28 protein-coding genes are annotated in these 18,744 nt (G+C 71.3%); 16 read left to right on the forward strand and 12 right to left on the reverse strand.

All coding sequences use genetic code 11. The annotated features are described in order from the left end of the window. Window positions 1–31 precede the first annotated feature (31 nt). Window positions 32–811, forward strand: a complete 780-nt coding sequence (locus ACQKQD_RS01030; protein WP_427507260.1) for a DUF1499 domain-containing protein — start codon at window positions 32–34, stop codon at window positions 809–811. A gap of 13 nt (window positions 812–824) precedes the next feature. Here the strand turns inward: ACQKQD_RS01030 and ACQKQD_RS01035 are convergent, their stop codons facing one another. Next, window positions 825–1,703, reverse strand: a complete 879-nt coding sequence (locus ACQKQD_RS01035) for an MBL fold metallo-hydrolase (RefSeq protein ID WP_427507461.1) — start codon at window positions 1,701–1,703, stop codon at window positions 825–827. A gap of 270 nt (window positions 1,704–1,973) precedes the next feature. Then, entirely contained in the window at window positions 1,974–2,150 is a 177-nt protein-coding gene (locus ACQKQD_RS01040; protein WP_170855067.1) for a hypothetical protein, read from the reverse strand. Between the two features lie 205 nt (window positions 2,151–2,355). Between ACQKQD_RS01040 and ACQKQD_RS01045 the strand changes: the two genes are divergently transcribed. After that, a complete protein-coding gene (locus ACQKQD_RS01045; RefSeq protein WP_007568853.1) occupies window positions 2,356–2,532 on the forward strand; it encodes a DUF1328 domain-containing protein in 177 nt (58 codons plus the stop codon). 150 nt (window positions 2,533–2,682) lie between these two features. Here ACQKQD_RS01045 and ACQKQD_RS01050 read toward each other — a convergent pair whose 3' ends face one another. Beyond that, window positions 2,683–3,021 carry a NepR family anti-sigma factor gene (locus ACQKQD_RS01050; protein ID WP_244435369.1) on the reverse strand — a complete coding sequence of 113 codons (339 nt, stop codon included), beginning with the start codon at window positions 3,019–3,021 and terminating at the stop codon, window positions 2,683–2,685. Between the two features lie 174 nt (window positions 3,022–3,195). On the opposite strand from ACQKQD_RS01050, the gene ACQKQD_RS01055 reads away from it, so the two are divergent. Together ACQKQD_RS01055 and ACQKQD_RS01060 are read left to right on the forward strand one after the other, a co-directional pair. After that, the gene (locus tag ACQKQD_RS01055; RefSeq protein WP_012321915.1) at window positions 3,196–3,999 is read left to right on the forward strand and encodes a response regulator; all 804 of its coding nucleotides are present in this window, start codon (window positions 3,196–3,198) and stop codon (window positions 3,997–3,999) included. Window positions 4,000–4,575: 576 nt separating this feature from the next. Beyond that, window positions 4,576–4,839 (forward strand): hypothetical protein, encoded by a 264-nt coding sequence (locus ACQKQD_RS01060; RefSeq protein ID WP_020090882.1) that lies wholly within the window; start codon window positions 4,576–4,578, stop codon window positions 4,837–4,839. Between the two features lie 164 nt (window positions 4,840–5,003). Here ACQKQD_RS01060 and ACQKQD_RS01065 read toward each other — a convergent pair whose 3' ends face one another. Next, the gene (locus tag ACQKQD_RS01065) at window positions 5,004–5,192 is read right to left on the reverse strand and encodes a general stress protein (RefSeq protein ID WP_010683678.1); all 189 of its coding nucleotides are present in this window, start codon (window positions 5,190–5,192) and stop codon (window positions 5,004–5,006) included. A gap of 240 nt (window positions 5,193–5,432) precedes the next feature. On the opposite strand from ACQKQD_RS01065, the gene ACQKQD_RS01070 reads away from it, so the two are divergent. Next, window positions 5,433–5,639 (forward strand): hypothetical protein, encoded by a 207-nt coding sequence (locus ACQKQD_RS01070; RefSeq protein ID WP_020090880.1) that lies wholly within the window; start codon window positions 5,433–5,435, stop codon window positions 5,637–5,639. A gap of 17 nt (window positions 5,640–5,656) precedes the next feature. Here ACQKQD_RS01070 and ACQKQD_RS01075 read toward each other — a convergent pair whose 3' ends face one another. Then, window positions 5,657–6,490 carry an electron transporter gene (locus ACQKQD_RS01075; protein WP_100250539.1) on the reverse strand — a complete coding sequence of 278 codons (834 nt, stop codon included), beginning with the start codon at window positions 6,488–6,490 and terminating at the stop codon, window positions 5,657–5,659. A 61-nt stretch (window positions 6,491–6,551) separates the two neighbouring features. On the opposite strand from ACQKQD_RS01075, the gene ACQKQD_RS01080 reads away from it, so the two are divergent. Then, window positions 6,552–6,995 carry a cyclic nucleotide-binding domain-containing protein gene (locus ACQKQD_RS01080; protein WP_020090878.1) on the forward strand — a complete coding sequence of 148 codons (444 nt, stop codon included), beginning with the start codon at window positions 6,552–6,554 and terminating at the stop codon, window positions 6,993–6,995. Here the strand turns inward: ACQKQD_RS01080 and ACQKQD_RS01085 are convergent, their stop codons facing one another. Then, window positions 6,996–7,436: a VOC family protein gene (locus ACQKQD_RS01085; RefSeq protein WP_020090877.1), complete on the reverse strand. Its 441-nt coding sequence runs from the start codon at window positions 7,434–7,436 to the stop codon at window positions 6,996–6,998. It abuts the gene before it with no gap. Window positions 7,437–7,607: 171 nt separating this feature from the next. On the opposite strand from ACQKQD_RS01085, the gene ACQKQD_RS01090 reads away from it, so the two are divergent. Next, window positions 7,608–8,288 carry a L,D-transpeptidase gene (locus ACQKQD_RS01090; protein ID WP_020090876.1) on the forward strand — a complete coding sequence of 227 codons (681 nt, stop codon included), beginning with the start codon at window positions 7,608–7,610 and terminating at the stop codon, window positions 8,286–8,288. A gap of 27 nt (window positions 8,289–8,315) precedes the next feature. On the opposite strand, the gene ACQKQD_RS01095 is transcribed toward ACQKQD_RS01090, so the two are convergent. Then, the gene (locus ACQKQD_RS01095) at window positions 8,316–8,609 is read right to left on the reverse strand and encodes a hypothetical protein (RefSeq protein ID WP_020090875.1); all 294 of its coding nucleotides are present in this window, start codon (window positions 8,607–8,609) and stop codon (window positions 8,316–8,318) included. A 223-nt stretch (window positions 8,610–8,832) separates the two neighbouring features. Between ACQKQD_RS01095 and ACQKQD_RS01100 the strand changes: the two genes are divergently transcribed. Further along, window positions 8,833–9,324, forward strand: coding sequence for a thermonuclease family protein (locus tag ACQKQD_RS01100; protein WP_020090874.1), 492 nt, complete (start codon window positions 8,833–8,835; stop codon window positions 9,322–9,324). Between the two features lie 13 nt (window positions 9,325–9,337). Here ACQKQD_RS01100 and ACQKQD_RS01105 read toward each other — a convergent pair whose 3' ends face one another. After that, window positions 9,338–10,456, reverse strand: a complete 1,119-nt coding sequence (locus ACQKQD_RS01105; protein ID WP_427507261.1) for an AI-2E family transporter — start codon at window positions 10,454–10,456, stop codon at window positions 9,338–9,340. 278 nt (window positions 10,457–10,734) lie between these two features. Between ACQKQD_RS01105 and ACQKQD_RS01110 the strand changes: the two genes are divergently transcribed. From ACQKQD_RS01110 to ACQKQD_RS01135, 6 genes are all read left to right on the forward strand, one after another. Next, a complete protein-coding gene (locus ACQKQD_RS01110; protein WP_010683687.1) occupies window positions 10,735–11,043 on the forward strand; it encodes an acyl carrier protein in 309 nt (102 codons plus the stop codon). Window positions 11,044–11,065: 22 nt separating this feature from the next. Beyond that, entirely contained in the window at window positions 11,066–11,545 is a 480-nt protein-coding gene (locus ACQKQD_RS01115; protein ID WP_056527639.1) for a 3-hydroxyacyl-ACP dehydratase FabZ family protein, read from the forward strand. Between the two features lie 7 nt (window positions 11,546–11,552). Then, on the forward strand, window positions 11,553–12,692 hold the full coding sequence (locus ACQKQD_RS01120; RefSeq protein ID WP_427507262.1) for a beta-ketoacyl-ACP synthase: 1,140 nt from the start codon (window positions 11,553–11,555) through the stop codon (window positions 12,690–12,692). A 371-nt stretch (window positions 12,693–13,063) separates the two neighbouring features. After that, window positions 13,064–13,273: a cold-shock protein gene (locus ACQKQD_RS01125; protein WP_020090869.1), complete on the forward strand. Its 210-nt coding sequence runs from the start codon at window positions 13,064–13,066 to the stop codon at window positions 13,271–13,273. 124 nt (window positions 13,274–13,397) lie between these two features. Then, complete coding sequence (locus ACQKQD_RS01130) at window positions 13,398–13,766, forward strand: DUF6481 family protein (protein ID WP_026604575.1); 369 nt, start codon at window positions 13,398–13,400, stop codon at window positions 13,764–13,766. 37 nt (window positions 13,767–13,803) lie between these two features. After that, window positions 13,804–14,004 carry a hypothetical protein gene (locus tag ACQKQD_RS01135; protein ID WP_026604574.1) on the forward strand — a complete coding sequence of 67 codons (201 nt, stop codon included), beginning with the start codon at window positions 13,804–13,806 and terminating at the stop codon, window positions 14,002–14,004. Window positions 14,005–14,014: 10 nt separating this feature from the next. Here ACQKQD_RS01135 and ACQKQD_RS01140 read toward each other — a convergent pair whose 3' ends face one another. Next, a complete protein-coding gene (locus ACQKQD_RS01140; RefSeq protein WP_026604573.1) occupies window positions 14,015–14,497 on the reverse strand; it encodes a GNAT family N-acetyltransferase in 483 nt (160 codons plus the stop codon). A 2-nt stretch (window positions 14,498–14,499) separates the two neighbouring features. Next, window positions 14,500–15,267, reverse strand: coding sequence for an NAD kinase (locus tag ACQKQD_RS01145; protein WP_020090865.1), 768 nt, complete (start codon window positions 15,265–15,267; stop codon window positions 14,500–14,502). 143 nt (window positions 15,268–15,410) lie between these two features. On the opposite strand from ACQKQD_RS01145, the gene cutA reads away from it, so the two are divergent. Together cutA and ACQKQD_RS01155 are read left to right on the forward strand one after the other, a co-directional pair. Next, window positions 15,411–15,764 (forward strand): divalent-cation tolerance protein CutA, encoded by a 354-nt coding sequence (gene cutA, locus ACQKQD_RS01150; RefSeq protein WP_091926487.1) that lies wholly within the window; start codon window positions 15,411–15,413, stop codon window positions 15,762–15,764. A gap of 364 nt (window positions 15,765–16,128) precedes the next feature. Beyond that, window positions 16,129–16,707 carry a hypothetical protein gene (locus ACQKQD_RS01155; RefSeq protein WP_244435367.1) on the forward strand — a complete coding sequence of 193 codons (579 nt, stop codon included), beginning with the start codon at window positions 16,129–16,131 and terminating at the stop codon, window positions 16,705–16,707. 45 nt (window positions 16,708–16,752) lie between these two features. Here the strand turns inward: ACQKQD_RS01155 and ACQKQD_RS01160 are convergent, their stop codons facing one another. Then, window positions 16,753–17,889 (reverse strand): glycosyltransferase, encoded by a 1,137-nt coding sequence (locus ACQKQD_RS01160; protein WP_427507263.1) that lies wholly within the window; start codon window positions 17,887–17,889, stop codon window positions 16,753–16,755. Between the two features lie 67 nt (window positions 17,890–17,956). Further along, window positions 17,957–18,715 (reverse strand): lysophospholipid acyltransferase family protein, encoded by a 759-nt coding sequence (locus tag ACQKQD_RS01165; RefSeq protein WP_091926490.1) that lies wholly within the window; start codon window positions 18,713–18,715, stop codon window positions 17,957–17,959. Window positions 18,716–18,744 lie beyond the last annotated feature (29 nt).

The following is an 18,744-nucleotide window of genomic DNA, read 5'->3' on the forward strand; positions in this document are numbered from 1 at the left end:
AGATCGGGCCTCGAACGCCTTCATGATCCCCATGCGCCGCCTGCTCATCGAGGAACCCGTGACCCGCGCGGGGCCGCTGGCCCGGCGGCTCGCCGTGTTCTCCGTCATCGCCACCGGGATCGCCCTGGTCCTCGTCCGGGATCCGCGCTCCGACACGGACGCCGCCCTCGTGGCGCTCGTGGCCGGGCTCGGCGTCGCGCTGCTGGCGGCCGCGGCCGCGATCTTCGCCTTCGTGCGGGTCTGGCGCGAGGGCGCCCGCGGTTTCGGGGCCGCCCTCGCCGGATTGATCCTGGCGCTGGCGGTTCTCGGCTACCCCGCCTTCCTGGGCCTGCGCGGCCTGCGTCTTCCCGCCCTGTCGGACATCACCACCGACATCGACAATCCGCCGGCCTTCTCGCGCTCGCGGGCGGCCTTCGCGGCCCGCGGCGGACGCTACCCGGCGGACCCGAGCCCGGCTGCGCGCGAGAGCCAGCGCGGCGCCTACCCGCAGATCGCGCCGCTGACCCTCGATATCGGCGCCGACGAGGCCTTCGAACTCGCCCGGCAGGCCGCCCTGAAGCGGCACTGGCAGATCGTCGAGGCGATCCGGCCGGGCGGCCGGACCGGCAACGGCCGGATCGAGGCCGTGGCGCGGGGGCTGATCCTCAACCTGCCGGACGATGTCACCGTGCGCATCCGCCCCCGCGCCGACGGGGCGCGGATCGACGTGCGCTCGGCCTCGCGGCTCGGCGGCCGCGATTTCGGCAGCAATGCCGACCGGATCCGGGCCTATCTCGACGACGTCGCCAACCTCGCCCTCGCGGTGAAGTGAGCCGCCGCGCCTCTCAGGCCGGCGCGTAGGTGCCGTCGAGGCGGGGGGCACCGTCGCAGGACGCGACCCCGCGTCCGACCAGATCCTCCAGGTGGGCGAAGACCGACAGCGCCGCCGCGCCGCGGAGCCGGGGATCGAGCCCCTGGTAGATCGCAGCGACGATGTCGGCGATCCGCCCGTCGCCGGCGGCCAGCCGCGCGCGGATCGCCGCCTCGCGCTGGCGGCGATGCCCGGCGAGCCCGCGGAGGAACCGGGCGGGCTCGCGCACCGGTCCGCCATGGCCCGGCCAGTAGACCGTCTCGTCGCGCCCGCGCAGCTTGTCGAGGGAGTCCATGTAGGCCCGCATCGCGCCGTCGGGCGGCGCCACGATCGTGGTCGACCACGCCATGACGTGGTCGCCCGAGAACAGCACCCGCGCCTCCGGCAGCGCGAAGGCGAGATGGTTCATCGTGTGCCCGGGGGTCTCGACGGCCACGAGGGTCCAGCCCGGGCCGGACACGGCGTCGCCCTCCACCATGATCCGTTCCGGCGCGTGCGCCCGGTCGGCGCTCGCGTCGAGCATCGGGGTCTCCGCTTCCGACAGGGCCCGCGCGGCCCTGTGCGGCGCGCATCCGACGATCGGCGCGCCGGTGCGCGCGGCGAGCAGCCTTGCTCCGGGCGAGTGATCCCGATGGGTGTGGGAGACCACGATGGCCTCGACCCGCTCGGTGCCGAGATCCCGAAGCAGCGCGTCGACATGGGCCGGATCGTCCGGGCCCGGATCGATCACCGCGACGCGATCCTGGCCCACCACGTAGGTGCAGGTGCCGCTCGCCGTGAACGGGCCTCCGTTCGGCGCGACCCGCCGGCGGATCAGTGGCGCGACCCGGTCCAGCCGGCCGGCCGGAGGCATCGACGGATCGAAGGTCAGGGTGGTCTCGTCGGTGTCCGCCATCGCGATCCCGTGCGATCGATACGGCAGTTCCTTGGACGGTTCGCGGCCGCGTGGCAATCGCCCTCGAGGCCTAGGGGATGCGAGGCCGCGGTGCGAGGCATTCTGGGATGGCGGCAGGACCTGCCCGCTGTCCTGCCGGTGATCCTGACGCAGGGGTGAGGCCGTCCGGCGCCTGTGGAGGGACGCGGAAGGGGTCGTGTCCGCTCCGGGGTCGCGCGCGTCCCGCGATCAGTCCTGCCGGCGCGGTTGCCGTGCGCGCACGCGGACCGGTACGGGCGCCGGTGCCGGCATGAGACCGAGCGCGGCCGCGCGCAGGGCGTCGCCGGCCCTGTCGACGATCTCGGTCACCCGCGCCGCCATCGCGGCGGCCTTCGATCGAACGGCACTCTTGGCAGATTGCAGCATCGCAAATCCCGGATCGAGCCTTAAGACCTATCTTCGAACGCTAGCGCCCCTGTCTCGTTCCGTCACCCCATGTCGCGGCCGGCGCTCGCGCCCGCGGGGACTCACAGGACTTCGCGATGGGGGCGGAACCGGAGCGAAACCTTGGCGTTTTCGTGTTCAGAACGACGCGGCCCGCCCGCGTTGGTACTTTCTAAGGATACGAACCATGCTCGGTTGGGCCGTAACTTTTCTCGTCGTCGCTCTCGTGGCCGCTCTGCTTGGGTTCGGCGGCATCGCCGGCACCGCCATGGAGGCGGCCAAGCTGGTCTTCTTCGTAGCGATCGTCCTGTTCGCCATCTCAGCCGTCGTCGGCCTGATGCGGGGCCGTTCGCCGACACTTTGACCGAGGGCCGGAGCGGCCGGCCCCGTTCAGCGGGCCGGCGCACGGACCCACGGAAGAGCCGTCGCCGCAGGGCGGCGGCTTTTTCCATCGCGGCGCTGCCATCGCACGCGGTTGCAGGGGTGGATTGGCCCGGTCACGGGACGAGCGGTTTCAGGCCTTGCGGTCGGCGCTGTCGAGCTTGGCGATCAGTTCGGCGAAGCGGTCGGGTACGGGCTGTTGCGTGACCGTGTCGTACATCGCGCGCAGCTGCGCGGCGATGCGGTTCCGGGTCTGATCGCTGAGGCCGCCCTTGCTCCTGGCGCGGTCGGACGGGTCGGAGGCGGCCGTACCGCCGGAGCTGTTCTCGGACTCCGACAAGCGATCCGAAGCGGTCTCGACGTGCGGATCGCGCGCGCGAAGACCGGCCTCCTTTCCCTGGTCCACCATCAACACGCCCCTTGTTGCCGAAGTCGGCCCGGCCGCATTGTGCTGCGGCTCGACATACGCCATGGCTGCGCCGGCAACGCCTGCGCGCCGGCATCGGTTCCGCTGGGGGGTGGAACGGAGTGCGGGCCTCCGCGTTGGGCGGTAGGCTGCGCAGGACAGAAAGCCGGCCCCGGCAGGCCCTCGGTGACGGATCGAGGCGTTCGCGGCCGGGCAACACGGCGAGGCACAGGGGATCGAATGTCGACATCGCAACTCGTGGTACAGCACCTGCCGTACCTGCGCCGCTACGCGCGCGCGCTCACGGGTAGCCAAGTGGCGGGTGACGCGTACGTCGCCGCCACCCTGGAGACCCTCGTCAACGAGCCGGACACGCTCGGTCGCAGCACCAACATCAAGGCCGACCTGTTCCGCGTCTTCACGCGGATCTGGAACTCGCTCTCGGTCAACGGCCGCAGCGAGCAGGTCCAGCACGACCTGCCGGCGGAGGTCCGCCTCGGCCAGATCACCCCGCTGCCGCGCCAGGCCTTCCTGCTCTCCTGCCTCGAGGGCTTCTCCGAGGAGGACGCGGCGATCATTCTGGGCGTCGACGTGTCCGAGGTTCGCGACCTCGTGGACGAGGCCGGTCGGGAGCTCGCCGCCGACATGGCGACCGAGATCCTCATCATCGAGGACGAGCCCCTGATCGCGATGGATCTGGAGGCGCTGGTCGAGGGTCTCGGCCACAACGTCATCGGCGTCGCCCGCACCCGCACCGAGGCGATCAAGATCGCCGGCGAGGGCAAGCGCCCCGGCCTGATCCTGGCCGACATCCAGCTCGCCGACGGTTCCTCCGGCCTCGACGCCGTGAACGACCTCCTGAAATCCTTCGAGGTGCCGGTGATCTTCATCACCGCCTATCCCGAGCGCTTCCTCACCGGTGAGCGGCCCGAGCCGGCGTTCCTGATCGCCAAGCCGTTCCAGCCCGCAAACGTCTCGGCGGTGATCAGCCAGGCGCTGTTCTTCCAGCAGACCGCCCGTCGGCGGGAAGCCAAGACGGCCTGAGCTGACGGCCTGAGATCCGGCCTGAGGTCAGGCTTGGCGGTTCGCCCCGGGAATTGACCCGGGGCGCCCGCGACCGAGAGTGGCGACAACGAAAAAGCCCCGGCTCACGCCGGGGCTTTTTCGTTGTCGGTCCGCACGCCCTCGTCGGTCGCCGCGCACAAAAAAACGGGCCGGAGAGAGCTCCAGCCCGTCGCGAAGGTTCCGGCCGATGCACAAGGGGAATGCGGGGAGGACCAGGTGGCCGGGTGCACAGAGAACGGGTGCCGGAGCGGGAGGTTCCAGAAGGGGCGCTTTTTCGTGGGGCGTGCCTTTTGTGCAACGAACCGGGGCTGTGGATAGCGGGCGTGCGCCGCCGCACCAACAGCCGAGCTGCGTTCGAATACTCAGGCTTCGTAGACGCGAGACAGTCTAGGAACCTGCGATTGCAGGGCGCGTTGTACGAACATCCTGTCAAGCTCTCGCAATGAGGTCGGGGCGATGCTGCGGTCTGGTTTCATCCTGGGCGTGAGTGCTCCTGCGGCTCTTCTCACCGTTCTGGTCCAGCCGGTGGTTCGCGACACGGCGGATCGGTGGACGATGCCGGTCCCGACCGCGCAGACCATTTCGGCGCCGCTGCCCGGGATGCGACCCGTGTCGCTGTCGATCAGCCCGACGCGGGTGGCGGGGGTGCAGCGCCTCGACAGCCGGAACGCCCCGGTGGCCGGCGAGGCGCAGGATCTGGAGATCAAGCCGATCCTGCGGCAGCCGCCGCGGCGCATGCGCGAGGGGTGCGAGGCGGCGCTGAGCTCCCTGGTCGGTCCCGAGGCGCGCCGCATGACCCCCGGCCGCTGCATTTCCTGATCGGCGCCGACAAGGACCGGAAATCAGAAGGCCCCGCCGTCTCGGCGGGGCCTTCTGCTGTGTGGATCGGCCCTAGATCGCGATCCGCGGCCTAAACTTGAAACGAAAACGGCGCCCGTCCCGAGGGACGCGGCGCCGCTACGCGGTACGGAACGGCAGCGGCCTCACTCGGCCCGGCCGGTCCCCGTGGACTGACCGCCCTTGCGGCCGGCGGACGAGGCGAGCTCACGATCCTGCGAGAAGGAGCGCTTCTCGGCCGGAACGCTGCGGCCGCCCTTGCTGGCGATCTCGCGCTGCCGCTCCAGGTCCATCGAGGCAAAGCCTCGCTTCGAGGTCGAATTTCCGGACGCCATCAGTTCCTCCTCAGGCTTCGCTTCACCCCGCAACAACCTTCAGCAATAACCAAGGTTCCTGTCCCGAGACCTGCTCAAGCTTCCGACAGCTAAGCTTGGCAGCAACCCCGACTTGTGTGCCGCGTTGGTCGACATTCGACCTTGGTTGAAGTCCGCGTCGGGTCCGACAGGCCCGGAGGCCCGGCGACTCGTCCCGGGCGGACGGCGCGGCCTCACGGCACGAGAGAAGGGTTTTCGCGCATGACGAACCGCAACATGGTCAAGGATGCCGCTCCGGGGGCACAGGCCACGCAGCCCAACACGCCGCCGCTGCCGCCGATGCCGGCGCCGGAAGATTCCGCCACCCCGACCACCCGCGAGGAGCCGACGGATTCGCCGCACCTGAATGCCAGTCTCAAGCGCGACGCGCCCCCTCCCGGGGGACAGGGGCTCTCGACGAAGCGCTGAGCCGGGCGAGGGCGTTCTCAGGTCCGGCGCCGGTGCGCGAGGCGCGTCAGGCCCGCGACGAGAAGGGCGATCGCCAGGATCGTGACGATCCCGGCCACCGTCAGGATCCGCTGGATGAGGGGCGTGTAGACGCCGCGCGCGGCATCGTAGCCGTAGCAGAGCAGGGTGAGCCGGTCGGCGATGCTGCCGACCCGGCCCTCGCCGGCTTCCGTCAGGGCGAGGCGCAGGTCGCGCCCGGTCAGCGCCAGGGGCGACAGCACACGGGCTACCCGGCCGTCGGCGGTGAGGAGAAGCGCCGCCGCGGGATGCGCGAAGCTGTCGGTCCCGGCATCGTAGACAGCTTCATAGCCCAGCGCGCCGGTGAGGCGCGCGAGCGCGGCGTCCGACACGATGAGCGCCCGGGGCCGGACGGATCCCGCCCGATCCCCGAGCGTCTCCGCCAGCATGCGCCGGGCGGCTGCGGCGTCGTCGCGGGGATCGATCCCGACCAGCACGAGGGCGTAGTCGTCGATCGGCAGGCCGGTGGCCGCCAGCGCGTCCACCGACAGGGACAGCATGGGGTCGCAGACATTCCCGCAGGTGTAATCCACCGGCAGCAGAAGGGCCGCGCGGCCGCCCAGGGCCTGCCCGAGGGTGGTCGGCCGATCGGTGCGCGCGTCGGTGGCGGCGAGGTCGAGCGGGGCCCGGGCACCCGGGGGCGGCGCGACCGCGACGCGGGCGAGGTCGGCCTGGACGAGGCGGGCCGCTGCCGGCTCCGGCGACAGGACGAGGCACAGTGCCAGGAGGGCGCCGAGACCACACCGACAGGTTGCGTAAGGCGCGGGGCTGGACAAGTGCCTGACGAACCGCATGGATAAGCGGGCCCGTCCGGCCCCGCCGTCCTGGGCGTGAGACCCGTCGCGGAGCCCCCGAATGACCCTCGACACCGAGGTTTCCTCCCTGAAGCAGGTGCCGCTGTTCCGCGAGGTGGAACCGGCGCGCCTGAAGCTCCTGGCCTTCACCAGCGAGCGGGTGCATTTCGAGCCGGGGCAACGCTTCTTCGCCCGCGGCGACGTCGCGGATGCGGCCTACGTGATCCTCTCGGGTACGGCGGACGTCAGCATCGACGGTCCCGCCGGTCCGGTGCGGCTGGCGCTCCTCGGCCAGGACGCCCTCGTCGGTGAGATGGGCATCCTGGCCGAGCAGCCCCGCTCCGCCACCGTGACGGCGCAATCCGCGGTGACCGCCCTGCGTATCGACCGCGGGGTGTTCCTGGAACTGCTGGCCCAGTTTCCACAGATCAGCATCGCCCTGATGCGCGTGCTGGCGCTGCGGCTGGAGCAGACCAACCAGGCGCTGGCCGAGAGCCGGGGCTGATCATCCCGCGTAGGTGATGAATTCCAGGAGCGAGCCGTCGGGATCCCGGAAGTAGACGCTGATCCCCGCGCCCGCGGCGCCGTGCCGCTCCACCGGGCCGAGTTCCACCGGGACCCCGGCGGCCTCGAGATGCGCGATGGCGGTCTCGATCGCGCCCGACCAGCGGAAGCACAGGTCGCTGTTGCCCGGCTGGACGGGTTTCGCCGCGACCGGTACCGGCTCGACGCCCGGCCCGTGGCAATTGAGCTGGACGCCGCCGAACCGGTAGGCGAAGCCGGGACCGCGCTCGAGGATCTCGGCACCCACCACGTCGCGGTAGAAGGCGTTCGAGCGTGCCCAGTCGCTCACGTGGATCACGCAGTGATCGAGGTGTATCGCCGGGCTGAGCGGGACATCGGGAGCGACCGTCGCCTCGGTGGGAAGAGTTTCGGTCTCGGCCATCGTTCACCTCCGCTCCGGGCGCAGTAGAGCACCGCTGCGATTCAGAATTAGGGCACAACCGTGGCCGTGGGAGCGGCCCGCGCACGGCCGGCTGCGGCGCAAAAGCTACATCGTCACAAGCGCAGAGGCGGTAGGCATGGCGCGACGACCGTATCCCGCACGACAGGACCTATGATCGCCACGCTTCCCTCGGCCTGGAGCCGCCTGCGCCGGATCGTTCTCTCGCGAATCCTCCTCGCCGTCGTGGCAATCGCGCCCCTCGCGGCCTGCCAGACCCGTCCGGTCCAGGTCGCCCAGGACGACGAGGCGGCGTGGTACGTCGGCAGCAAGCCCGACAAGCCCTTCGACATTCCGCTGGTCGACACCCAGCGCCTCGATCCGAAGTACCGCCGCCAGCAGGTGAGCTACAACGGCCCCGAGCAGCCCGGGACGATCGTGGTCGACATCGACAAGCGTCAGCTGGTCCTCGTCCAGGCCGACGGCACGGCGATGCAGTACGGTGTCGGCGTCGGCAAGGCCGGCTTCTCCTGGAAGGGCGAGGCTCGGGTCGGGCGCAAGGGCGTCTGGCCGGACTGGAGCCCGACCGTCACGATGGTCTCGCTGCATCCCGACCTGCCGCGCACCCGCAAGGGCGGCCTCGACAATCCCCTCGGCGCGCGCGCCCTCTACCTCTACCAGGGCAACCGCGACATCCTGTTCCGCATCCACGGCACCAACGAGCCCTGGAGCATCGGCGAGCAGATGTCGTCGGGCTGCGTCCGGATGCTGAACGAGGATATCGCCGACCTGTATGAGCGCGTGCCGGTGGGCACCCGCGTGCTGATCAAGCGCAACGGCAAGTACAGGACCTGATTGGGCGACCTGCGGATTCCTGGCCGGTCAGCCGGCCGGCGTCCCCGCGGCGGACGCGTCGCGGACCTCGCCGGAGACCCGCTTTGCGAGCCGGTCCAGAGCCGCTCGATCCAGATCACCCCGATCCGGGCCGCCGGGGGCCGCGGCCGGCTCGCCCGGTCGACCGTCCGGCCCCATGCCGTCGCTGGCCAGCACCGCGGCGGTGGTCAGGCCCGGACTGGTCCGGTCCGTCGGCCGCTCTGGGCCGATCGAGAGGCCGGCCCAGACGAGGAGAGCCGCGCACAGGGCCAGGCTGGCCAGCAGGGTCTTGAGAAAGGTCATGTTTCATAACGAGCGGCTCCGGGCCGTCGTTCCGTTGCCAAGCTTCACTCCGACGGGCGGAACGCTTTGGCAACCACGGCGGTCGAAACTCGGCATCGCGCTCGCGAGGCCGATTCGGTCGCCCGGCAAATTCGCCACATTGGCCGGGCACGGTCGCGGCCTCGACGCCCCCGTCACCAGCTGACTCGCCACGCGCGTGGACATTCCCGCTATGATCAGACCGATGCTCGCCCTGCTCCTCCTCTGCGGCCCCGCGGCCGCGGCCGGGACGGTCAGCGGCCCCGCGACCGTGATCGACGGTGACACGATCGAGGTGCAGGGCACGCGTATCAACCTCTACGGTATCGACGCTCCCGAGACCGCGCAGCGCTGCGAGACCGCCAATGGCCAGGAGTATCGCTGCGGCAGCAAGGCCGCGCAGGCCCTGCGCGCGCGGATCGGCGGCGGCGCGGTCACGTGCGAGCGGCGGGAGGGCGGCGTGCCCGGTCGCGTCACCGGGATCTGCCACGTCCACGGCGAGGACCTGTCCGCCTGGATGGTCGGACAGGGCCTGGCGCTGGCCAACCGTCAAGTGACGGCTCCCTATATCCGCCAGGAGGGCCACGCCTGGGCGACCCGCCGCGGCATCTGGGCCGGCACCTTCGAGAAGCCGGCCGACTGGCGCCAGGACCGGCGCCGAGTCGAGGCCGCGGCCGGCACGAGCGCGGCCGACTAGCCGCTCCGGCGCCTCAGGCCGTCGCGTCCTGTCCCTCGGTGAATTCCCGCCAGAGGAGGACCAGGGCGGCCATCACGGCCGGCCCGAGGAACAGGCCGAGGAGCCCGAAGGTCTCGACGCCGCCGAGGATGCCGAGGAGCACCCACAGGAAGGGCAGCTTGGTCGTGCCGCCGATCAGCGCCGGGCGGATGAAGTGGTCGGCCACGAAAGTCACGACGAGGCCCGCCGCCGCCACCACGAGAGCCGCCGTCACCGACCCGGCCGCCACCAGGAGGAGCGCCGCGATCGCGATGGCCACGGCGGCGCCGAACGGGATCATCGCCGCCACCGCCGTGAAGGCGCCGAGCAGGACCGGGTGGGGCACGCCCGCGAAGTGGTAGACGATCCCGAGCACGAAGCCCTCGCCGAGGCCGACCAGCACCAGCCCGTCGACCGTGCCGTGCACGGAGGCCACCATCTGGCGGGCGACGCGCTCGCCGCGCGGCCCGAACAGCCGGTGGCAGGCGGTGAGCGACTGGTCCCGCACCGTCCGCCAGTCGCGGAACAGGAAGAACAGCGCCACGAGGCTGAAGCCGAACAGGACGATGCGGTGCAGCACCTCGCGGCCGACGTTGCGGGAGGCCCCGAGCACCGAGTGGTTCTCGAACCGGCGCAGCAGGTCGGAGCCCGCCTGCGCGTGGCCGAGATTGTCGTTCCACCACGCGGTCGCCTGTGGGGCGCCGTAGGGCAGGTGCTGCAGGAATTCCGGCGCCGGCACCCCGTTCGCCTCGGCGTTCCGAACGAACTCGGCCACGTCGTGGGCCTCGCGGGCGGCCTGGATGCCGAGGATCGCGAGCGGCGCCAGGAAGACCAGCGCCACGGCCGCGGTCATCAGCGTGGGCAGGAGGATGTTGTGCTTGCCCGGCGGGAAACGGTGCTCGAGCCGCTGGTAGACAGGCCAGAGGGCGATCGCCAGGACCACCGCCCAGACGAGCGCCGGCAGGAACTCGTGCAGGATCCAGAGGCCGAGCGCCGTCAGGGTCAGGACCAGCAGGACCCGGGCCGCTCCCTGGGAGCGCGCGCGCTCCTGCGGCGGCAGGGGCGGCGTCTCGACGCGCGCCGGCGGGGCGGCGGGCTTGGTGATCGGTGGCATCCGTCTGGTCTCCTGAGGACGCGCCTCGTCTCGCCGTCAAGCTAGGGCCGGAGCGTCCGGAGCGTACGCGCGTCCCCGCACCCGGCGGCGCACGCCTGTGGACAGGCGCTGAAACGCCGGGGAAGCGCCGCGGTTGCCGCTTCTGACACCCTCGTGTAGAGGTCGCCGCCATTCGACCGGGCCGCGTTCCAGGCCCCGTCCACGCGTCGGGCGGCCGCCCGGGCGGCGAGGGGGCTCCCGCACGACCGATCCGGAACTCGAACAGCCCGCGAGAAGACATGTCCGACGAGCCCGCCCACGGCAGCGCCACCTTCGAGCGCGTGGCCGACATCATTGCCGAGACCGCCGACATCCCGCGGGACAAGATCACGCCCGAGAGTCACGCCATCGACGACCTCGGCATCGACAGCCTCGCCTTCCTCGACATCGCCTTCGCGGTCGACAAGGCCTTCGGGATCAAGCTGCCACTCGAGCGGTGGACCCAGGAGGTCAACGAGGGCAAGGTCCCGGCCGAGGAGTACTTCGTCCTCAAGAACCTGTGCGCGCGCATCGACGGCCTCGTGGCCGAGAAGGCCGCCAAGGTCTGAACCGAGGCCGATCCGACCCGTCATGCGCCTCGAATACTTCGAGATGATCGACTCCGTGCGGCTCCTCGACAGGGCCGCCGGCCGCATCGAGGCGCTCGCCCGGGTGCCGATGGCGAGCCCGGTCTTCGAGGGCCACTTCCCCGGCCACCCCCTCGTGCCGGGTGTGCTCCTGACCGAGACGATGGCCCAGGCCTCCGGGTACCTCGTGCTCGCCCATCTCGACTTCGCCCGGATGCCGTTCCTCACCGGGGTCGACAAGGCGCGCTTCCGGTCCTTCGTCGGGCCCGGCGCGGACCTCCTCGTCACGGCCACCCTCGAGCACGACGGCTCGGGCTACGCGGTGACCAAGGCGGCGATCAGTCACGACGGCAAGGCGCTGTGCGACGCGGAACTCCGCTTCCGCACCATGCCGTTCCCGGACGGACTCGACGCGCCGATGCGCGAGCGCGCGCGGACCATCGGCCTGTTCCCCGATCCGGCTCCGGCCGAACGCGAGCCATGAGCTAGCCATGAGCCGCCCCGTCGTCGTCACCGGTCTCGGCCTCGTCTCCTGCGCGGGCGAGGGCGTCGACGCCCACCTGGCCGCCCTCGCCGGGGAGGCGGCCCCGCGCACCGACAGCGAGACCTTCGCGCCCTATCCGGTCCATCCGGCCCCGGCGATCGTCTGGGACGGCCAGATCCCCAAGCGCAGCGACCAGCGGCAGATGGAGGCGTGGCAGCGGCTCGGCGTCTACGCCGCCGGCCTCGCGCTCGACGCGGCGGGCGTGAAGGACGACGCCGCCTTCAAGCAGGCGCTCCACCTCGTCGTGGCCGCGGGCGGCGGCGAGCGCGACTACGCGGCGGACGGAGCGATCCTGACCGGCCTGCGCGACGCCGCCGATCCGGGCGCCTACCTGAATGAGCGGCTCCAGAACGATCTCCGCCCGACCCTGTTCCTCGCCCAGCTCTCGAACCTGCTCGCCGGCAACATCGCTATCGTACACGGGGTGACGGGCGCCTCGCGCACGTTCATGGGTGAGGAATCCGCCGGGGTCGACGCCCTGCGGATCGCCCAGGCGCGGGTGGCGTCGGGCCAGATCGACGCGATCCTGGTCGGCGGCTCCTACAGCGCCGAGCGGCCGGACGTTCTGGTGATCCACGAGATGGGCGGCTACCTCGCCCGCGACGCCTACTGCCCGGTCTTCGCGCGGGGCGAGTCCGGTGGCGGGGCGGGCGGGTTCATCCTCGGGAGTTGCGCGGCCTTCCTGATGCTCGAATCCGCCGCCCACGCCGCGGCGCGCGGCGCCCGCGCCCTGGCCCGGCTGGAGCCGGTGGCGAGCGATCGGACCCGGCGCGCGCCGGGCAGTGTCGCCGGCAGCCTCGAGACGCTCTGGCGGCAGGCCGGCCTCTCGGCTCCCGACACCGTCCTGTCCGGCGCTACCGGCGTGGCCCCGATCACCGCGGAGGAGCGCGGCGCGCTGGCGCGGCTCGCACCGGGCGCGCGCCTGCGCGCCCTCGGGGACGTGATCGGGCACGGACTCGAAGTGGCGGCGCCGTTCGGGGCGGCCCTCGCCGCCGCCCTCGTCGCCGCCGGCGGTGCGCGCGAGGTCGCCGTGACGGCCGTCGGCCACCGGCGCGGCGAAGGGATCCTGCGCCTCGTCCCGGCCTGAGCGAACCCGCGTCACGGGGCGCATGTCGGCCGCGTCCGATCGTCCGGTCGGCAGCACAGCTTTCGCGCGGCTGCGCCGTATTGAAATCCCTTATCCCGTTGTTCAAGCGACCGTTCCGGCGCCGCTCAACCGGAATTTCCGGAAAGAGTTTCCCGCATCGCTGCGGCGCTGGCCGAGGGAAATATTTCTCTGCGCTTGCCAAAGAACCGCCGGCGGTCTACTTCTACCGCATCGGCACGTGTCCGGATATCTTGGACCGTTACGCCTTCGCAGGGCGGTTCTGACTTTCCTATCGCTATCGGTCGATGCCGGCGCCCCCTCGTTCGGGCGGGTGCCATCTCTCACTATGCCTGCGAAGATCAAGGACTTCCATGAGCACCGGAACCGTCAAGTGGTTCAACGAGACCAAGGGCTACGGCTTCATCCAGCCGGATGACGGCGGCAAGGACGTGTTCGTCCACATCTCGGCCGTCGAGCGCGCCGGCCTGCGCGGCCTGAACGAGGGCCAGAAGGTCACGTACGAGCTGGAGACCGACCGTCGCAGCGGCAAGCAGTCCGCCGGTCAGCTCCAGACGGCCTGATCGCCGTCCTCAGCGTTTCTCCGGAAGCCGCTCCTCTGGGAGCGGCTTCTTCGTATCTGCCATCGTGTTTCTAACCCCCCCTCTGCGGGTGACGGCCTTCGCCGCACCCGATCCAGGAGTGTCTGTGAGCTTTTTGAACAAGCAGGGTGTCGCCGATCGCCTCGAGACCGCCGCCAAGGCGCGCTCCGAGATGCTGGCCCGGTTCCGGGCCCGCCCGTCCGCCGACGACCCGGCCGTCCTCGCCCGCCAATCCGCCCGCCGCGCTGTGGTCGATGCCCGCGAAGTCCGCGCTGCCGAGCGCGCCGCCCAGCGTCAGGCCGAGATCGAGCGCGCCGCGGCCCTCGCCGAGGCGGAACGCCTCGCCGAGATCGAGCGCAAGCACGCCGAGCAGCTGGCCGCCCAGGAGCGCGCCAAGGCCCTGCAGGCCGAGCAGAAGGCCCAGCGCGACGCGCGCTATCTCGCCCGCAAGGCGAAGGCCCAGAAGAAGCGCTGAGGCGCGTTCCGCAGCGATGCCCGTCCAGGAGCTCGGCATGTCCCACAAGTTCAAGGTCGGCGAGCGCGTCTGCCGGTCCCGCCTGGGCATCCCGGGCGAGACGGGCGAGGCCGAGGTGTTCGAGATCCTGCGGCTGATGCCGGCGGATCAGACTGGCGAGCCGAGCTATCGGATCCGGACGAAGACCGGCGAGCGGGCGATCCGTGAGGGTGACCTCGTCGCGGCCCCGCAGGCCTGATCCGGGCGCCTCAGAGCGTCCGGAACATCACCAGCGCGTCGACCGGCCCGAGCGTCGGGTGCCGGAAGGCGCCCGGCAGCCGGCCGACCACGTCGAAGCCGAAGCTCTCCCAGAGCCGGACGGCCCGGGCGTTGGTGCTCACCACGAAGTTGAACTGCATCGCCGCGAAGCCCCGCGCCCGCGCCCGATCGAGGGCGTGCGCGCACATGGCCCGCGCAACCCCGCGGCCGAGGGCGGCCGCTCCCGTCATGAAGCCGCAATTGGCGACATGGGCGCCTCCGCCAGCCTGGTTCGCGCGCAGGTAGTACGTGCCGAGCACCGTCCCTGCCTCCTCGGCCACGAAGGTCTCGCGGTCGGGGCCGGTCCAGTACGCGAGGGCCTCGGCCTCGCCGAGGTCGCGGTCCAGCGCGTAGGTCTCACCGGCCCGGATGGTCGGCACGATGATGCCGGTGATGGCCGCGTGGTCGGCCGCCTGCGCGGCCCGGATGTGCAGACTCACCCGAATTGCTCCCGCAGGATGCGCTCGTCGAGGCTGTGGCCGGGATCGTGCAGCAGCACGAGCTCGGTGGCGCGGTCGAGGGACGTCTCCACCGTGCAGACCCGGCGGAACTCCGTGTGGTCGGCCACCGCCGCGACCGGGCGGTGGGGGGCGTCGAGGACGTCGATCCGGATCCGGGCGTAGTCCGGCAGAAGTGCGCCGCGCCAGCGCCGGGGGCGGAAGGCCGAGATCGGTGTCAGCGCCAGAAGCTTGGCGTCGAGCGGTAGGATCGGTCCCCCGACCGACAGGTTGTAGGCCGTGGAGCCCGCCGCGGTGGCGACGAGCACGCCGTCGGCGATCAGCAGGTCGAGCCGGACATTGCCGTCGACGGCGATCTTCAGCTTGGCGGTCTGGTGGGTCTGGCGCAGCAGGTAGACCTCGTTGATCGCCCGCGCCCGGTGGGATCGGCCCTCCGTGTCGAGCACGTCCATCACGAGCGGGTGGATGACGCTGCGCTGGGCGTTCTCCAGATGCTCCAAGAGGTCGTCGTCGCGGAACTCGTTCATCAGGAAGCCGACCGTGCCGCGGTTCATCCCGTAGATCGGCTTCGGGTGGTCCATGAAGCGGTGCAGCACCTGGAGCATCAGGCCGTCACCGCCCAGGGCCACGACGACGTCGGCCTCCTCGGGCGGGACGTGGTCGTAGCGCCGCATCAGGGCGGCCGCGGCCTCGCGGGCGTAGCCGGTCGGGCTCGCCACGAAGGCGATCTTCTGGAAACGCGGCATGGATCAGGCGCAGCCGCGCAGGCGCGTCGGGATCGCCTCAGGGTTCACGTCACGGCTCCAGTCTGACGAGCGAACCGCCCGGTTGACGTCCTTGCCCGGCATGCGCCTCACTCCGCGAGCACACGCGCAATTGGAGGCATAGCATGGAGCGTCCGCTCCTCGTCTACACCACCTTTCCCGACCTCGCCTCGGCGCTGAACATCGGCGAGGCGCTGGTCCGCGAGCGACTCATCGCCTGCATCAACGTGCTACCGGGCATGCAGTCCGTCTACAGCTGGAAGGGTGCGGTGGAGCGCGGTGCCGAGGTCGCCGCCATCCTCAAGAGCCGCGAAGGTCTGGCCGACGCGCTGGCGGTCGCGCTGAAGGCCCGCCACCCCTACGACACGCCGATCATCCTGCATCTGCCGGTCGCCGGAGCGGACGCCGACACGGCCGCCTGGATCCTGGCGGAGACGCAGCCCGGTGAGCCGTTCGAGAACGGGACCCAGGCGGACTGATCCGGCAGACTGCGCCGCGCTGCTTCCCACCCTGACCCTTCCGGCCGGTTCCGGCAGTGTGCCGGACAGGGTCCAGACGGCTGTGGACAAGCGCGCTTTGCCGTCGGTGCGGGCGCCACAATGGCTCGTCAGACACTGGTGCCATTGGCGTAGTCGTGGAGTCGAATTAAAAAGACATAAATATACGAATCTATGCGAAAGATATCCGATGTTGAATTATGGAACGAGAATTTATACTGAGCGATTGGAGTAGAAGATTGAATTCATCTGGTGTGCTTGGCTAGAAAACCTCCGTGCGTACACCGCACGCGATGCGACGCGGAGGAAAATCATGGGACGTTTCAGGAATGCAGGACGGTTGGGGTTGGTCCTGCTCGCCGCAGTCGCGGGCGCCGTGCATGCGCAAGCGGCCGGGGCGCCGAAGAGCGAGCCGCTGATGACCGTCGCGCCGGCGCCGTCCGGTCCCGCCGGCCTCGCATCGGCCGATCCGCCCGCCTTGCGGTACGGTGTCCTCTATGCCGACGACAAGGGCCACAGCCATGTCCAGTATTGCGACCTGAAGAACTTCATCTTCAAGAGCTACGCGCCTCCGGCAGCGCCGCAATATGTCGGCTTTCCGCCGGGTGAGGTGACGTCGATCAAGTACGCGGTCCTGCCGGTCGGCTATGTCGGCACGTGGCACACGGCGCCGGGTCCCCAATGGGTGATCACCCTGTCGGGCCGCTGGTCCGTGGAGGCTACGGACGGGTCGGTGCTGGAGCAGGGCCCCGGCGAGGTGGAATTCAACGCCGATATGGGATCGACACCGCAGGGGCCTGAGGGCCATGTCGGACACCTGACCCGACAGGTCGGCGACGTGCCGAACGTGCAGCTCATCGTCTCGCTGAAGCCGCAGGTCGGAAAGGCCCGCTCCACCGATCCGTGCCAGCCGTCCCAGCCGTGAAGCACGGCGCGGGCCGGCGACGCTCGTTCCGCCGGCCCGTGCGGGTCAGCCGCCGCTCACCGGATAGCTGCGGCCCTTCCAGGTCGCTGCGCCGGCCCGTTCACGACGCAGGAGCACGTTCCACTGGATCGCCAGGGCCACCGCGACCGCCGCGGGATGGAGCGGGATCGTCGCCCACGGGGCCCGGACCGCCACGGTGACGGCCGTCCGGGTCGCCAGGGACAGGCCGAGGGCCAGCACGGCCGGGGTCAGGGCGGAGTTCGGCAGCAGCCCGAGCAGCCCGGCCAGGACGAGGAGCGGCGGCAGGATCTGGCCGCAGCCGAGGAGGAAGGTCCAGATCGGAAGGGCGCGGGGCGTGGCCATGCCCTCGTGGGCGTTCTTGGAGAAGCCGGCCCAGGCCTGCGCGAAGCCGTCGTACATCCGGCAGGTGGCCAGCGCGGCGGCGGCCACGAGATCCGTCCGGTAGCCCGCGGCCCGGAACAAGCGGGGCAGGCGGACTCCGTCGTGCAGGGAGGTGCGGATCGCGCCGTGGCCACCGGTGGCCGCGTAGGCCCCCCGATCCATCAGGATCAGTTGACCGCAGGCCGCGCCGAGCAACGGGTCGGACAGGCGGCGCATCAGCGGCACGGGCAGGAAGCCGAGGAGCAGGAAGTCGATCATCGGCACCGTCAGCATCTCACCCACCGTGTCGGTCCGCTGCCGGGGCACGCCGCTGACGAGGGCCGCGCCGGTGCGGCGAGCCTGCGCCGCGAGGGCGGCGGCTGCCCCTGCCTCGAGGCGCACATCGGCGTCGATGAACAGCAGGTGGTCGCCGCGGGCGAGCCCGGCCATGTGGCTGCAGGCGTGGTTCTTGCCCGTCCATCCGTCGGGCAGGGCCGGCACCGGGACGAGACGCAGGCGCGGGTCGCCGACGGCGCGCACGATCTCGGCGGTCGCGTCGGTGGAATGGTCGTCGCCGACGATCACCTCCACCGGGACCGCGGCGCTGGCGAGCGCCGCCCGCACGGTGGCGTCGATGTTGCCGGCCTCGTTGCGCGCCGGGATCAGGATCGAGACGAGACCGGCCCCGGTCTCCACCGCGGGCCGGCGCAGGACCGCGAGATTCACCGCCGCCAGGATGGCCGGCAGGAGGGCGGTGGCGAGGCAGAGGTACGCCAGGGCTGTGAGGATCGAGTCGGTCATCGTCTGCGCCGGCAGGGGAGCGCGCCACGATAGGGGATCGGGCGGGATCTGGCGCGCGCGGGCGGTCTCATCCGGCGCGATCCTGACCGCCCGCGGCGCGGTGCGCCGGATCGAACCGGCGGCCGGAGAGGCGGGCCGACAGGCGCCGCCACAGGTCGTAGAGGCCGCCGACGCCCTTCCGGCCGGAAACCAGCGTGCGGAAGCGTCCGGGCTCCCGGCTGATCACGTCGGCGCTCAGGCGGTCGAGGGTTCGGGTCAGTTCGGATTCCAGGCGCGCGAGGCGCTGATCGCGCGCGAGCGCGGCGAGTTCGGATCCGGCGATCCCCGGCCCGAAGGCCGCGAAGGCTCCCGCGCCGCGCTCGTCCCAGAAGGTGTACTCGACGGCGAGCGGGACGAAGAGCGCGTCGGGGGCGATCTCGGCGAGCCGCGCGACGCCGGGACGCAGGGCCAGCGGCCGCGCGCGGGCATCGGCGAAGCGGCCCTGCGCGGTGATCCAGAGCATGCCGTCGGGGGCTCCGAGGATCGACCGTGCGGCTGCCAGGAACTGTGCCGCCCCGCGCGGGCTGTCGAGGTCGACGCCGAAGGCCCCGATCCGCTCGAAGATGCGGTAGCGCGCCAGCATCGCGGCGTCGAACGGCGCGCGGCTCGCCCGCTCCGGATAGAGCCGGCCGCCCAGCACGATGATCAGCGCGGCGTCCCACCAGGCCGGATGGTTGCAGTAGACCACGATCGCGCCGGGATGGTTCGCGTCAGGCGGCGTGCTCCAGAGGGGCAGCCGCAGGGCGTCGAGGTGGCGGTGCAGGTATCGCTCGAACCACGCCACCATAAAGGCGCGGATCCGGGGCGAGACCGAGG

This window comes from Methylobacterium sp. NPDC080182, assembly GCF_050281105.1.
Classification (GTDB): domain Bacteria; phylum Pseudomonadota; class Alphaproteobacteria; order Rhizobiales; family Beijerinckiaceae; genus Methylobacterium.